The organism is Microbacterium arborescens, from assembly GCF_049707515.1.
Taxonomy (GTDB): Bacteria; Actinomycetota; Actinomycetes; order Actinomycetales; family Microbacteriaceae; genus Microbacterium; species Microbacterium arborescens_B.
In genome coordinates this window covers 11389-24385 of the sequence record NZ_JBNAFI010000005.1, presented here as the reverse complement: position 1 = coordinate 24385, position 12997 = coordinate 11389, and the positions used below count along the sequence as shown (strand labels likewise).

13 protein-coding genes are annotated in these 12997 nt (G+C 71.5%); 1 reads left to right on the top strand and 12 read right to left on the bottom strand.

The genetic code is table 11. From position 1 onward, the window contains the following. Nucleotides 1-42: 42 nt before the first annotated feature. From ACPYN5_RS10780 to ACPYN5_RS10760, 5 genes are all read right to left on the bottom strand, one after another. Complete coding sequence (locus tag ACPYN5_RS10780; RefSeq protein ID WP_424448986.1) at nucleotides 43-768, bottom strand: cupin domain-containing protein; 726 nt, start codon at nucleotides 766-768, stop codon at nucleotides 43-45. Next, a complete protein-coding gene (locus ACPYN5_RS10775; RefSeq protein WP_424448985.1) occupies nucleotides 765-1727 on the bottom strand; it encodes a DUF6807 domain-containing protein in 963 nt (320 codons plus the stop codon). The genes ACPYN5_RS10780 and ACPYN5_RS10775 overlap by 4 nt, the downstream gene beginning before the upstream one ends. After that, nucleotides 1724-2839, bottom strand: coding sequence for a Gfo/Idh/MocA family protein (locus ACPYN5_RS10770; protein WP_424448984.1), 1116 nt, complete (start codon nucleotides 2837-2839; stop codon nucleotides 1724-1726). Before ACPYN5_RS10770 ends, ACPYN5_RS10775 begins: the two co-directional genes overlap by 4 nt. Before the next feature lie 101 nt (nucleotides 2840-2940). Continuing rightward, the gene (locus ACPYN5_RS10765) at nucleotides 2941-3963 is read right to left on the bottom strand and encodes a LacI family DNA-binding transcriptional regulator (protein ID WP_424448983.1); all 1023 of its coding nucleotides are present in this window, start codon (nucleotides 3961-3963) and stop codon (nucleotides 2941-2943) included. Nucleotides 3964-4052: 89 nt separating this feature from the next. Next, nucleotides 4053-4820, bottom strand: a complete 768-nt coding sequence (locus tag ACPYN5_RS10760; protein WP_424448982.1) for a hypothetical protein — start codon at nucleotides 4818-4820, stop codon at nucleotides 4053-4055. Nucleotides 4821-4942: 122 nt separating this feature from the next. On the opposite strand from ACPYN5_RS10760, the gene ACPYN5_RS10755 reads away from it, so the two are divergent. Beyond that, nucleotides 4943-6322 carry an HNH endonuclease signature motif containing protein gene (locus ACPYN5_RS10755; protein WP_424448981.1) on the top strand — a complete coding sequence of 460 codons (1380 nt, stop codon included), beginning with the start codon at nucleotides 4943-4945 and terminating at the stop codon, nucleotides 6320-6322. Nucleotides 6323-6515: 193 nt separating this feature from the next. Here the strand turns inward: ACPYN5_RS10755 and der are convergent, their stop codons facing one another. Genes der through ACPYN5_RS10720 form a run of 7 tightly spaced genes read right to left on the bottom strand, consistent with a single transcriptional unit; the run spans nucleotide 6516 to nucleotide 12923 of the window. Beyond that, on the bottom strand, nucleotides 6516-8042 hold the full coding sequence (gene der / locus ACPYN5_RS10750) for a ribosome biogenesis GTPase Der (RefSeq protein WP_424448980.1): 1527 nt from the start codon (nucleotides 8040-8042) through the stop codon (nucleotides 6516-6518). Further along, nucleotides 8042-8722 (bottom strand): (d)CMP kinase, encoded by a 681-nt coding sequence (gene cmk, locus ACPYN5_RS10745; RefSeq protein ID WP_424448979.1) that lies wholly within the window; start codon nucleotides 8720-8722, stop codon nucleotides 8042-8044. Before cmk ends, der begins: the two co-directional genes overlap by 1 nt. Beyond that, entirely contained in the window at nucleotides 8715-9842 is a 1128-nt protein-coding gene (locus tag ACPYN5_RS10740; RefSeq protein ID WP_424448978.1) for a prephenate dehydrogenase, read from the bottom strand. The genes cmk and ACPYN5_RS10740 overlap by 8 nt, the downstream gene beginning before the upstream one ends. Further along, a complete protein-coding gene (locus tag ACPYN5_RS10735; RefSeq protein ID WP_424448977.1) occupies nucleotides 9839-10615 on the bottom strand; it encodes a pseudouridine synthase in 777 nt (258 codons plus the stop codon). The genes ACPYN5_RS10740 and ACPYN5_RS10735 overlap by 4 nt, the downstream gene beginning before the upstream one ends. Continuing rightward, entirely contained in the window at nucleotides 10612-11205 is a 594-nt protein-coding gene (scpB, locus tag ACPYN5_RS10730; protein ID WP_424448976.1) for an SMC-Scp complex subunit ScpB, read from the bottom strand. Before scpB ends, ACPYN5_RS10735 begins: the two co-directional genes overlap by 4 nt. After that, nucleotides 11195-12055, bottom strand: coding sequence for a segregation and condensation protein A (locus ACPYN5_RS10725; RefSeq protein ID WP_424448975.1), 861 nt, complete (start codon nucleotides 12053-12055; stop codon nucleotides 11195-11197). The genes scpB and ACPYN5_RS10725 overlap by 11 nt, the downstream gene beginning before the upstream one ends. Then, entirely contained in the window at nucleotides 12039-12923 is an 885-nt protein-coding gene (locus ACPYN5_RS10720; protein ID WP_424448974.1) for a ParA family protein, read from the bottom strand. The genes ACPYN5_RS10725 and ACPYN5_RS10720 overlap by 17 nt, the downstream gene beginning before the upstream one ends. Nucleotides 12924-12997: the final 74 nt, after the last annotated feature.

Here is a 12997-nt window from a genome sequence, read left to right as displayed (position 1 = left end):
CCGAGCGGGAATCGGATGCCGCTCGCCGCGGATCCGGACCGGTCAGTCCGAGACGTCGTACGGCCGGAGGCGCCCGCACATCCCGAACCCGCGCGGCCCCTCCGCCGCGGCCGCAACGTGAACCCCGGCGTCGGCGAGGTGCGCCCCGTCGCCCCGGGCGACGGCTGCAGCACCGGCCACGGCCTGCTCGGCCAGGCGCAGCGGGCGGGCACGGACGATCTCCTCCCAGCCCGCGGCCCGCGGCGCCGCGATGCGCACGGCTGCAGCGTGGAACTCGGCAAGAGCCGCACGGTCACCGGCTTCGACCCGCTCGCGCAGCAGCTCGAACCCGCGCACCGCCGCGTCGCGCCGGGCGGCGGCGGCCGCGGCCCGATCGCGCTCGTGGGCGTCGGCGGGGATGCGGGCAGCACGGGCGTAGCGCTCGGGGTCGGCGAGCACGTCGGCGGGGAACGTCATCACGGCGTCACCGGCTTCGGGCAATCCCGCGTTGCTCATCAGCACGACGACGGAGAGGTCTCCCGTGTCGACCGCGCGATGGACGGTTCCCGGCGTGAACCAGACGACCACTCCAGCCGACAGCGGAGTCCTCTGGAAACCGCGCGCATCGATGGTCTGCAGCTCACCCGTCCCGCCGGTGACGATGTAGGCCTCCGTCGACGCCAGGTGCATGTGCGGAGTACCGCCGCAGACGCCGTCGGGGCCGGCGTCGGTGTAGACCGCGAGGTCCGTCAGCGACGTCCCACCCGGAAAGGTCGAGGGCGTGATCACGCTGAACCGCCGATCGTCGCATCCGCACGGTCGGCGCCGTCGTGCGCGTCGAGCACGACCCGCACCGCGGTCGCGACCCCGCCCGCGGCATCCGCGTCGGCGTCGGCCACACCCACCCCGTAACGGAATGCGACCGTCTCGCCGGGCGCGACGACGACCTCCTCGCTGAAGAACGGGGCCGGGTTCAGGCACGCGAACTCCTCCGACCGCGCGAACCACTGCGGGGGGTGGTGCGGGTTCTCGGCGGCGTCGACCATCACGATGAGCGACGCGGCGTCCACGTCGTCGTGACGCCCGGCGAACCCCATCCATTCGTGTCGCTGGCCGCGGACGTCGTCACCCGATCCGGTGCCGTCCGCGGTCACCAGCACGCCCCCGGTGAACGAGCGGGGCCCGCGCCAGAACAGTCCCCCGTAGCCCGCGTTCTCGCGGCCCTTGGTGGTGGGCGAGCCGATCGCGATCGCGTCGGCCGTGACATTGGTCATCTCGGTCTCGAAGGTCAACGCCCAGGTACGGTCGTCGACGACGCGCGCGGTCAGGGTGCGCCGCTCAGAGAACAGGCGCACACCGCGCTGGGTGATCCACTCCAGGTCGTGCGCCACCCGCACGATCGGATCCGAGGAGTCCGCATCCACCGTCAGGCGGGTGAGGGCGGCGTGCCGCTGCGTTCCGTCGTTGTCGAGCTGCACGTAGAACTGCCCATGGACGTAGGTCGGGCCGCCCCAGAAGTTCTCCTCGCCCACGACCGGCAGCGACCACGCGATGCCCTTGTGCCACACGTGGTCCCACGGACGGAACAGACTCACCGTGTGTCCGGCCCGCGTGCGGATGGGATGGAGGAACGGCTTGGGCGATTCGAGCTGGGGCGAATCGGGCACGTAGGTGTACCGGAACAGCTCGACGTCGCCGTCGCGGACGGCCAGGGCGGTTCCCACCTCGTGGACGATGGTCAAAGTCATACGGAGGTCTCCTTCAACGGGGGCCACGGAACGGCGCCGCCGTCCATCGCCCGGTAGAACGGGTCGTCGGGGGTGATGTCGCCGGCGCGCACGGGCACGCCGCGGAAGGCGGACGCGTAGGTCGCCGCTGCGAACTCGAGCGTGCGACGCGCCTCGTCGGCCGCGACCCCGGGCTCGCGCCCCGCCGCGAGTGCGTCGAGGACGGCAGCGAGCTGAGAGGTGTGGCTGCTGCGCTCATCGGGGTCGGCCGCTGCGGCCTCGGCTGCCCAGCGCTCGGCGAGCGCGTCGTGGCCCGGAGCGGGGGTGAAGGTCCAGTTGCTCTCGGTGTATCCGTACAGGTGCTCGACCTCGACGGTGGCGTGCTCGAAGTCGAACCGCAGCCGCGAGACCTCACGAGGCGACACGATCGAGTTCGTGACGTTCGCCAGCGCGCCGTTGTCGAACTCGACCACGGCGAGCGAGACGTCCTCGGTGTCGGTGGGCAGCGACCGCCGCGCGGCGAACGCGGTGAGTCGGCGCCAGGGCCCGAGGACGGCGAGGAGCAGGTCGAACTGGTGAATGCCGTGCCCCATGGTCGGGCCGCCGCCCTCGACGTCCCAGCGCCCCCGCCACGGGAGGTCGAAGTAGTCGGGCGTGCGGTACCACAGCGTCTCGCACGCGGCCAGGAGCGGTCGGCCGAGGGCGCCCTCGTGGAGCAGGTCGATGAGACGCTGAGCCGGCGCGCCGAAGCGGTGCTGGAAGACGGTGAGCGCGGGCACGCCCGTCTCACGGGACACGGCGACGAGCTCGTCCATCTCGGCCAGGCTCAGGGCGGTCGGCTTCTCGATGAGGGCGGGAACGCCCGCTCGCAGCGCCAGCACCGCGAGCGGCACGTGGGTCTTCGGCGGGGTGCAGATGTGGACGAGGTCGAGGCTCTCGTCGCGCAACAGCGTCGCGATGTCGGGGTGTACGGCGGTGGCGCCGAAGCGGTCGGCGAACGCGCGGGCCCGGTCGGCGTCGAGATCGACGACGGCGACGAGGTCGGCGCGCGAGCCGAGCGCGCGCAGCGCCTCGGCGTGCGCATGGGCGATGGCGCCGGTGCCGACGATGGCGGCACGCAGGGGGGTGGTCACGATTGTCCCTCTCGAGGGCTGGGCGAGCATTCGATCAACAGTGAACGATCACTATTCTCTCGCGACGGTAGTCAACCGCCCCGGTCCGCGTCAACCAACGGTCATACCCGGCTCGCCGATTCATCGGCGACAGCCCCGGTCGATTCCCGCCAGATCACGCGCTGCATACCCTGCGGCGGGCTCTCGTCGAGCGGTGCGCCCGACATCGCCGCGACCAGGCGGCGAGCCTCGTGCGCGCCGAGAACGTCGAAATCGCTCTCGACGGTCGTCAGCGAGGGAAAGAGGAGCCCGGCCAGGGGCAGATCGTCCCAGCCGGTGACAGCCACCCGTTCGGGCACCGGGATACCGCGCCGCACGAGCGCGCGAACCGTTGCGGCCGCGACGACGTCGTTCGCCGCCAGCACCGCGATCGGCTCCCCCTCGGCGACGAGCCCGGCGGCCGCTTCGCCCGAAGCCGCCGACCAGTCTCCGATGTGCACGAAGTCGGGCTGGATGCCGTGCGCGTCGACCGCCGCCTCGAATGCCGCACGGCGGGCACGTGCCGAGGCGTAGGCGAGGTCTCCGGTGATGTGGGCGAAGCGGCGGAAGCCGCGATCCACGAGCCCGTCGACGATCTCGACCATGGGCGAGCTGTCGGCGAGCGCACCGATCACGCGTCCCGCGTCGTCGTAGTCGGACGAGGCCAGCACGGTGACGCCGCGATGGCTGCCGACCAGATCGCTCGGCAGCGGCGCGAAGCTCAGCACGCCCTCGACCGCTCCGGAGCCCACCAACTCGCGCACCCGTTCGGCGCGCACCTCGCCCTCCCCGTCGACGGTGAGGATCTCCACCGCGTATCCGGCATCCTGCACGACCTGAGAAGCGCCCGCCAGCAGGCGCCCCGGGTTGTGCACGCCGCTGCCCGCCAGGACGAGCGCCACCCGTCCCGACCGGCGCGTGCGCATCGAGCGGGCGACGAGGTTCGGCCGGTAGTCGAGCTCTTCGATCGCCGCGGCGATGCGCTCGCTGGTGGCCGGCTTCAGCCCGCCGTTGTACCGCAGGTATCTCGACACCGTCTGGTGCGACACCGCCGCACGGGTGGCGACGTCGTGGATCGTCGCCGGTCGTCCGTTCTCGCCGCTCATCCCGCGTCCTCCCGCGACCCGAGGAGGTCGCGGCATCAATCTAGTGCTCGACGCGCCGCGCGCCGAGCGGAGCAGTCGAGGGCAGTCGGTCAGCCGGCGGCGGGCAGCCCGTCGATGAAGAGCTGGGTGGCCTGCGGCACGTAGTCGGTGTTGGTGGCGGGATCCCAGCCCACGAGGGCGATCGCGTTCTGCCCCACGCGGACGGTGGCGCCCACGAGCGCGAACGGCGTGCCGCCGACGTCGCCGGTCACCCGCCAGCCGCGCGACTCGTCGGCCCCCGAGAGCGAGAGGTCGAACGGCTGGACGCTCGTGGTGACCGGCGTGCCCTGCATCGCGAAGAGCTCCTGCCCGTCGGCGCACCGGGCGATCGCGTCCTCCGCCTGCGTGAAGAGGTAGGTGGCGGCGGCGGCGTCTGCCGTGGACGCGACCACGGCCGTCATCGATCGGTCGTTGCTGGTGCCGAACTCGACGGCCCCCGTGGCGGCCGACTCCCACCCGGCACCGAAGGGAGCGAGGCAGCTCGCGTCCGAGACGGTGAGTCCCGGATAGATCGACTCGAGCATCGCGGCCGTGGTGTCGTACTGCCCCGGCTGGAACTGGATGCCGGTGAAGAGGGCCTCGAGATCGGCTTCGCTCAGCGCCGCCGAACCGGTCGCGGCTTCGTCCGCCGCGCCGGACGGCGTTGCCGCGCTCGTCTCAGGGGCCGCGGAGGCGCTCGTCGAGACCGCGGAATCGGGAGCGTCCGCCGGGGCGCAGCCTGCGAGGGCGACCAGCCCGATCGCGGCGGCGACCACGCCGACGTGCGTGCGGGCGATCGCGCGCTTCGAGAGGGCGGGGATCTTGATCACAAGCGGCATCGCGTCACGTACTCCTGAGGTCGAGGTGGTTCGACGCTATCCGCTGACAGCGCGGCCGGTCCATGGGGAGTGCTCCCCATCGCCGCCGGTTCGATGTCGGAGGCCCATGACAGAATTCGAACATGCATTCGAATGCGGGGCGCGGCAGCGACGCGGACGTCGCCGCCCTGGCCGCGCTCGTCGGAGACGCCGAGGCCGCGAAGGATGCCGTGCGCTTCGGGCAGATCCGCGAGGTCCGGGTGCTCGCCGCGGCCGGGCAGCTCGCGGAGAAGCAGGCGGCGGGTGCGTCGGAGCGGGTGAAAGCGCACGAGATGGCGCTCCGGTCGATCGCGGCGGAGCTCGCCGGGGTGTTCGTCGCCACCGACCGCACGCTGCAGCGGCGGATCGACGAGGCGCGGGATCTGGTGGAGAACTATCCGGCGACAGTGTCGGCGTGGGAGGACGGCCGGCTCGTCCGCGGGCATGTGCTCGTCATCCAGGATGCGGGGGCGATCGTCCCCGGTCGGATGCGTGCGGAGTTCGAGCGGGAGGCCATCGAAGCGTGCCAGGGTGAGACGCCGAACCGGGTGCGGGAGCGGCTGCGGATGCTCGCCGAGAGACTTCACCCGCGCCCCTTCACCGAACGCCATCAGGAAGCCGCCACCGAACGCTGCGTGTTCGTGCAGCCACGGCCGAACGGGATGTCGGACCTGATCGCGACCGTCCCGACCGTGATCGCGGAAGGGATCGTCGACCGCCTGACGCAGCAGGCGCGCGAGATCATCCGTGCGAGAGACCGCGCTGACGTGGATGCGGGCGCCGAGCACATCGAACTGGCAGGCTCGTCGTTCGCCGGCGACACACGCACGATCGACCAGGTCCGCGCGGACGTGTTCTCCGACCTCCTCCTCGCCGCGACGCCATCCCTCGACCCGACCGACACCGGAGACGGGAACGGGACCCTCGGCGCGATCCGCGCGAAAGTCCAGGTCGTCGTCTCGGCCCTCACCCTCGCCGGGGAGGACGAGCAGCCCGCGGATCTGGTGGGTCGCTCCCCCATCGACGCCGCCACCGCCCGCACCCTCGCCGGTGACAACACGTCCTGGGATCGGCTGCTGACGCACCCGGTGACCGGAACGGTCCTGGAGTGCGACAGCTACACGCCCACCGCGGCGATGAAGCGACTCCTGCGGGCGCGGGACCGGCACTGCCGGTTCCCCGGATGCCGACAACCCGCCATTCGCTGCGAGAACGACCACACCATCGCCGCAGCCGACGGCGGCCCCACCCGCATCTGCAACCTCGCCAACCTCTGCGAACGACACCACGACGTCAAGCACCACTCCCGCTGGCATGTGAGACAGCTCCCCGGCGGAACACTCGTGTGGACCTCCCCCACCGGACGGGTCTACCGCGACAACGCCCCACCGCCCCTCGTCGCGTTCGCCCCACCAGGCCTCGCCCCGCCAAGGCAGCAACCACCGGGGGAACCGCCGGGCCAGCTCGAACCGCCCCCGTTCTGAATCCGATGCGAACGCCGACGGGGCCGCGAACGCCGACGGGGCCGCCAACGCCGACGGGGCCGCCAACGCCGACGGGGCCGCCAACGCCGACGGGGCCGCGAACGCCGACGGCCGCGGCATCCGATCTCCGGAGCCGCGGCCGTCATACGAGCGTGCGCGTCGGTGCGGCGACGTCGTTCGCCGCCATCCCTCGTCAGCGCTGGCGCTTCTCGCGCACGCGCATGTTCGTCACGATCGGCGTGCCCTCGAAACCGAAGATCTCGCGCAGTCTGCGCTGGATGAATCGGCGGTAGCCCGGGTCGAGGAATCCGGTCGTGAACAGCACGAATGTCGGCGGCCGCGTCGATGCCTGGGTGCCGAACAGGATGCGGGGCTGCTTGCCGCCGCGCAGCGGATGCGGGTGCTCCGCGACGAGCTCGGCCAGGAAGGCGTTGAACTTGCCGGTCGGGATGCGCTGATCCCACGACTGCAGCGCGGTCTCCAGAGCGGGCACCAGCTTGTCGAGGTGGCGTCCCGTGCGCGCGGACAGATTGACGCGCGGCGCCCACGTGACGTGCGCCAGATCCTGCTCGATCTCGCGCTCGAGGTACCGGCGCCGGTCGGCGTTGTCCATGTCGCGGTCGTTGAGGCGGTCCCACTTGTTGAACGCGAGCACGAGTGCTCGGCCCGACTCCAGCACGAGATCGATGATGTTGAGGTCCTGCACGCTGATCGACTCGGTCACATCGAGGACGACGACGGCGACCTCGGCCTTCTCGAGGGCAGCCGACGTGCGGAGCGACGCGTAGAAGTCCGCTCCCTGCTGCAGGTGCACGCGGCGACGGATGCCGGCGGTGTCGACGAGTCGCCACAGTTTGCCGCCGAGCTCGACGACCTCGTCGACGGGGTCGCGCGTCGTGCCCGCGAGGTCGTTCACGACCACGCGCTCCTCACCGGCCGCCTTGTTCAGCAGCGATGACTTGCCGACGTTCGGGCGCCCGAGGATCGCGACTCGACGCGGCCCGCCGAGCTCGTTCTTCGCGACGGCCGAGACCTCGGGCAGCACGTCCATGAGCTCGTCGAGGAGGTCTGCGACCCCCCGGCCGTGAATCGCCGAGACGGGATGCGGCTCGCCGAGACCGAGGTTCCACAGCGCTGCCGCCTCGGGCTCCTGACGCGCATCGTCGATCTTGTTCGCGATGAGCAGCACGGGCTTGTCGCTCTTGCGCAGCAGGCGCACGACGGCCTCGTCGGTGGCCGTGGCCCCCACCATCGCGTCGACGACGAACAGCACGACATCCGCCAGGTCGATCGCGACCTCGGCCTGAGCCGCGACCGAGCGGTCGATGCCCCGTGCGTCGGGCTCCCAGCCGCCCGTGTCGACGAGGGTGAAGCGGCGATCGAGCCACTCGGCCTTGTAGCTCACCCGGTCGCGTGTGACGCCCGGGGTGTCCTCGACGACCGCCTCGCGGCGGCCCAGGATGCGGTTCACGAGCGCGGACTTGCCCACGTTCGGACGGCCCACGATGGCGACCACCGGCAGCGCCGGCAGCACCTCGACGACCTCTCCACCTGCGGTGAAGCCGGCGAGAAGCTCGGAATCCTCGTCGTCGAGCTCGTAGTCGGCGAGCGAGGCGCGCAGCGCCGCTGCCCGCTGGTCGGCGAGATGCTCGTCGAGGTTCGCGAGCTTCTCCTCGAGCTGGTCGGGACCGCCCTCGTACTCGTCGTCGGTCGTAGCCATCAGTTCTCTCCTGTCGCGGTGCGTACGACGTCGATGACGGCGTCCACGGTCCGATCGAAGTCCAAATCGGTCGAGTCGACCACCACCACGCCGGGCGCGGCGGTGAGGAAGTCGACGACCTGTGAGTCCGAGGCGTCACGGCGGTGCAGCGCCGCGGCGACCGCGGCGGCATCCTCCTCCGCGAGCTCGGCGCTGCGGCGCGCGGCGCGCACCTCGGGGCTGGCGGTCAGCAGGATGCGCACGGGCGCATCCGGGAAGACAACCGTCGTGATGTCGCGCCCCTCGACGATGACGCCGGCCGAACCGGATGCCGCCACGAGGGCCCGGAACAGCACGTTGACCCGCTCGCGGACAGCCGGCACGCGCGCGACGCCGCTGACGGCGGCCGAGACGCGGGGCTCGCGGATCTCGGCCGTGACGAACACCTCGCCCACCCGCACCCAGTGGTCGTCGGGATCGAGCGAGATGGCGTAGTCGAAGTCGTCGAGGGCCCGGGCGACCGCGTCGGCGTCGGCGGTGTCGTCACCGCGCTCGAGCACGCGCCAGGCGAGGGCACGGTAAGCGGCGCCGGTGTCGAGGAAGCCGTAGCCGAGCACGCGGGCGACCTGCTTCGAGACGCTCGACTTGCCACTGCCGGCAGGGCCGTCGATCGCGACGGTGACGGGAGAGGACTCAGGCATGGGGAACGCTCGCGATCTTCCAGCCGCGCTCTTCGAGCCCGGCGACGGCTTCGTGGACCGCGCTCGGCACGACACTCAGCTCGGCCAGTCCGAACTGGGCTCCCGGAGAGTGCTCGAGACGCAGGTCCTCGACGTTGACCGCGAGCTCGCCGAGGTCGCCGAACAGACGGCCGAGCTGACCCGCGGTGTCGTCGACGCGCACGACGATCTGCTCGAAGCGACGGTTCTGCCCGTGCTTTCCGGGCAGGCGTTCGACGCCCTCGTTGCCGCGGCGGATGGTGTCGGCGATCGCACGGCGAGCGCCGGGGGCGGCGGGATCGCGCAGGGCGTCGGCGACCGCCCGCAGATCCGTCGCCAGCTCGTCGAGCACGGAGACGACCGGTGCCGCGTTCGCGCCGAGGATCTGCACCCACAGCTCCGGCGCGGATGCCGCGATGCGCGTCGTGTCGCGCGCCCCCTGACCGGTCAGACGCAGCGATCCCTCGGGTGCCACGACGAAGCGACCGGCCAGCAGACTCGCGACGAGCTGCGGCACGTGCGAGGTGAGCGCCACCGCCTCGTCGTGCTCCTGCGGGGTCATCTCGAGCGGCATGGCGCCGAGGTCGAGGGCGAGCCCTTCGACCACGGCGAGATCGGATGCCCGGGTCTCTTCATCGCGGCAGACCACCCAGGGGCGCCCGACGAAGATGTCGGCGCGTGCCGAGATCGCGCCGCCGCGCTCACGACCCGCGAGCGGGTGCGAGCCGATGTAGTGGGTGAGATCGACGCCGCGCGCCCGCAGCTCGAGGTACGGCTCCAGCTTGACGCTCGCGACATCCGTCACGACGACGCCCGGGTGGGCGCGCAGCTCGCGCTCGACGACATCCGCCGTCACGTCGGGAGGCACGGCGACCACGACGAGCACGGGACGATCGCCTTCGGCCGCGAGGCGTCCGGCGCCGTAGTCGACGGCGAGCCGCAGCTGGGCGGGTGACGCGTCGTCGAGGACGACGTCGACGCCGAGCAGACGCAGCGCGTGTCCGATGCTCGAACCGAGCAGACCGGCACCGACGATGCGCACGGTGCCGGCCGTGCGCGCGGCACGGCCGGGGCGCACGGGATCGGGCGAGGAATCGGTCACGGGTTCTCCGGAGAAGTCGGGTGCTCGGGGGCACCGTCGGCGCTGCGCGAGAGCGTCAGCAGCGCACCGCGTTCCACTGTAGTCAACTCGCGGGCGCGTCCCGCCGGGAGGGTTCCCAGGTGGAGCGGGCCGAACTGGCGTCGGACCAGCTCGATCACCGGATGCCCGACCTCGGCCATCATGCGACGGACGATGCGGTTGCGACCGGAGTGCAGCGTCAGTTCGACCAGGCTCGTCTCACCCGAGGTGTCGAGCAGGCGGGCCTTGTCGGCGGCGATCGGGCCGTCATCGAGATCGACGCCGCGTGTCAGCCGGGCGATCGTCTGCGGCAGCACGCGACCGCGGACCTTGGCGATGTAGACCTTCGTGACCCCGAACGACGGATGAGCGAGCACGTGGGCGAGCTCGCCGTCATTGGTCAGCACCAGCAGCCCGCTCGTCTCGGCATCCAGGCGACCGACGTTGTAGAGGCGCTCGTCCCAGTCCTTCGTGAACCGGCGCAGGTCGGCGCGACCCTTCTCGTCCTTCATCGAGCTGACGACGCCCGTCGGCTTGTTGAGCATGACGTAGCGCTTGGTCGTGTCGAGCTGCACCGCCGTGCCGTCGACGTCGACGCGGTCGACGTCGGGGTCGATCCGGCTCCCGAGCTCCGTGACCGTGGCGCCGTTGACCCGCACCCGGCCCTCGACGATGAGCTGCTCGCACACGCGGCGCGAGGCCACGCCCGCGTTCGCGAGCACCTTCTGCAGGCGTACACCTTCGGCATCCGTCATCGCGTCGCCTCTCCTTCGAAACCGTCGGCGCCGTCGTCGAGGAGCGGCGAGATGGGGGGCAGCTCGTCGAGCGAATTGATGCCGAGGTTGACCAGCAGGGCGTCGGTCGTCCCGTACAGGATCGCTCCCGTCTCGGCGTCGTGCCCGACCTCCGTCACGAGACCCCGCGAAAGCAGGGTGCGCACCACCGAGTCGACGTTGACCGCGCGGATCGACGCCACCTGGCCACGCGACACCGGCTGCTTGTACGCGATCACCGCGAGAGTCTCGAGGGCGGCCTGCGAGAGCCGCGACGGGGCCTGAGTGTTGACGAACTCGCTCACGAGCGCGTCGTGCTCGCCGCGGACGTACATCCGCCAGCCGCCGCCGACCTCGCGCAGTTCGAAGCCGCGGCGGGGTCCGCCCGTCTCGCCGTCGTAGTCGGCGACGAGCCCGGCCACCGCCTGCCGGACGGCGGCGACGGGTGCGCTCACCGCGGCGGCGAGGGCGACGAGGCTCTGCGGCTCGTCGACGATGAGCAGGATCGCCTCGAGCCGCCGCGCGACGTCGGTGATCGGGGTGGCCGCGGTCGGCGTCGGGTCATCGGTCATAGTCGGCTCCCAGGGTGGCGAGGTTCTCCTCGGACCAGCGATCGGCGGTCCACCGCAGCGTCAGCTCGCCGAGCGGCTCGAGCTGCTCGAACGACAGCGCCGCGTGACGGTAGAGCTCGAGCACGGCGAGGAAACGGGCCACGACGATGCCGGGCTGCGCCACGCCCGCGACGAGCTCGCGGAAGTTCAGGGTACCGGCGCCGCGGAGCAGGGTCACGACGACGGCGGCCTGCTCGCGGATCGACACCAGCGGCGCGTGCAGGTGGTCGAGCCCCACGACGGGGATCTCCTTCGGCGCGAAGGCGAGCATCGCCAGCGCGGCGAAGTCGTCGGGGGTGAGGGTCCAGACGAGCTCGGGCGCGGCGGCGCGGTACTTCTCGTCGAGACGGACCGAGCGGGTGTGCCGGCGGTCCTCCGCCACCACGCGCTCGGCGAACCATCCCGCGACCTGCTTGAACGCGCGGTACTGCAGCAGCCGCGCGAACAGCAGGTCGCGCGCTTCGAGTAGCGCGACCGACTCGGCGTCGATGAGCTCGCCCTGGGGAAGCAGGCCGGCGACCTTCATGTCGAGCAGCGTCGCGGCGACGACGAGGAACTCGGAAGCGGCGTCGAGCTCCTCGGGCTCGAGGCCCCGCAGGTAGCCGATGAACTCGTCGGTGACCTTGCTCAGCGAGACCTCGGTGATGTCGAGCTCATGCTTGCCGATGAGGTTCAGCAGCAGGTCGAAAGGCCCGTCGAAGTTCGCCAGCGAGACGCGGAAGCCGGGGCCGGGGGCGTCGCCGGCATCCGCCGCCGTCTCGGGCTCGGCCGACGGTGTCGCGTCGACGGTTCCGTCAGGCGACGGCGCCACGGGCGACGAGCTCCCGCGCGAGGCGCAGATAGGCCTGCGCGGCCTGATGCTCCGGCGCGAACGTGATGATCGGGACGCCCGCGACCGACGCGTCGGGGAACTTGACGGTGCGACCGATGACCGTCTCGAGGACGTCGTCGCCGAAAGCCTCGACGACGCGCTCGAGCACCTCGCGCGAATGCAGTGTGCGCGGGTCGTACATGGTGGCGAGAACGCCGTCGAGCTCGATCGAAGGATTGAGGCGGTCGCGGACCTTGTCGATGGTCTCGATGAGCAGCGCCACGCCGCGCAGCGCGAAGAACTCGCACTCGAGCGGGATGAGCACGCCGTGGCTCGCCGTCAGCGCGTTGACCGTGAGCAGGCCGAGCGAGGGCTGGCAGTCGACGAGGATGACGTCGTACTCGGACGAGACCCCGCGCAGGACCCTCGAGAGGATCGTCTCTCGCGCGACCTCGTTGACGAGGTGCACTTCGGCGGCGGAGAGGTCGATGTTGGCGGGGAGGACGTCGAGACCGGGCACCGAGGTCGAGACGATGACCTCGTGCGGGTCGCGCTTCGTGTCGAGCAGCAGGTCGTAGATCGTCGGGACGTCGTGCGTGGCGATGCCGAGGCCCGCAGACAGCGCGCCCTGCGGGTCGAAGTCGACCGCGAGCACCTTGCGACCGTACTCGGCCAGCGAGGCGGCGAGGTTGATGGTCGTCGTCGTCTTGCCGACGCCGCCCTTCTGATTGCACAGGGCGATGATCCGCGCGGGCCCGTGCCCATCGAGTTTCGGCGGGGTCGGGAAACCTCGGTATGGCCGACCGGTGGGTCCGATCGGGGTGTCCTCCGTGGGGGCCTTCCCGGCCTTCCGCGACTTGTCCGTCACCGAGACTCCTGCTTTCCGTAGCGTGCGATCGATTCTCGCACAGGCGCCCGGCGCGAGCCGATACGTTCGTCGGA